Source organism: Marinifilum sp. JC120 (genome assembly GCA_004923195.1).
In the GTDB taxonomy this organism is placed as follows: Bacteria; Desulfobacterota; Desulfovibrionia; order Desulfovibrionales; family Desulfovibrionaceae; genus Maridesulfovibrio.
Window position 1 is genome coordinate 1 of record RDSB01000072.1, and the last position, 1210, is coordinate 1210.

3 protein-coding genes are annotated in these 1210 nt (G+C 56.9%); all 3 read left to right on the top strand.

Translation table 11 applies throughout. The features are described 5' to 3' along the window. On the top strand, positions 1 to 366 hold a 366-nt coding region (locus D0S45_20390), incomplete at its 5' end, for a phage terminase large subunit family protein (protein ID TIH08831.1). After that, a complete protein-coding gene (locus D0S45_20395) occupies positions 363 to 569 on the top strand; it encodes a phage tail protein (protein TIH08832.1) in 207 nt (68 codons plus the stop codon). The genes D0S45_20390 and D0S45_20395, both read left to right, overlap by 4 nt. Next, on the top strand, positions 566 to 1210 hold a 645-nt coding region (locus tag D0S45_20400), incomplete at its 3' end, for a phage portal protein (protein ID TIH08833.1). The genes D0S45_20395 and D0S45_20400, both read left to right, overlap by 4 nt.

Consider the following 1210-nt stretch of genomic DNA (forward strand, 5'->3'; position numbering starts at 1 on the left):
GCGAAAGAGCAGATTTATAACCGCTTCACACTGACGCCGGAAGGGGATGAACCGCTTCCCGGTGCCGTTCACTTCCCGAATAACCCGGATATTTTTGATCTGACCGAAGCGCAGCAGCTGACTGCTGAAGAGCAGGTCGAAAAATGGGTGGATGGCAGGAAAAAAATACTGTGGGACAGCAAAAAGCGACGCAATGAGGCACTCGACTGCTTCGTTTATGCGCTGGCGGCGCTGCGCATCAGTATTTCCCGCTGGCAGCTGGATCTCAGTGCGCTGCTGGCGAGCCTGCAGGAAGAGGATGGTGCAGCAACCAACAAGAAAACACTGGCAGATTACGCCCGTGCCTTATCCGGAGAGGATGAATGACGCGACAGGAAGAACTTGCCGCTGCCCGTGCGGCACTGCATGACCTGATGACAGGTAAACGGGTGGCAACAGTACAGAAAGACGGACGAAGGGTGGAGTTTACGGCCACTTCCGTGTCTGACCTGAAAAAATATATTGCAGAGCTGGAAGTGCAGACCGGCATGACACAGCGACKCAGGGGACCTGCAGGATTTTATGTATGAAAACGCCCACCATTCCCACCCTTCTGGGGCCGGACGGCATGACATCGCTGCGCGAATATGCCGGTTATCACGGCGGTGGCAGCGGATTTGGAGGGCAGTTGCGGTCGTGGAACCCACCGAGTGAAAGTGTGGATGCAGCCCTGTTGCCCAACTTTACCCGTGGCAATGCCCGCGCAGACGATCTGGTACGCAATAACGGCTATGCCGCCAACGCCATCCAGCTGCATCAGGATCATATCGTCGGGTCTTTTTTCCGGCTCAGTCATCGCCCAAGCTGGCGCTAKCTGGGCATCGGGGAGGAAGAAGCCCGTGCCTTTTCCCGCGAGGTTGAAGCGGCATGGAAAGAGTTTGCCGAGGATGACTGCTGCTGCATTGACGTTGAGCGAAAACGCACGTTTACCATGATGATTCGGGAAGGTGTGGCCMTGCACGCCTTTRACGGTGAACTGTTCGTTCAGGCCACCTGGGRTACCAGYTCGTCGCGGCTTTTCCGGACACMGTTCCGGATGGTCAGCCCGAAGCGCATCAGCAACCCGAACAATACCGGCGACAGCCGGAACTGCCGTGCCGGTGTGCAGATTAATGACAGCGGTGCGGCGCTGGGATATTACGTCAGCGAGGACGGGTATCCTGGCTGGATG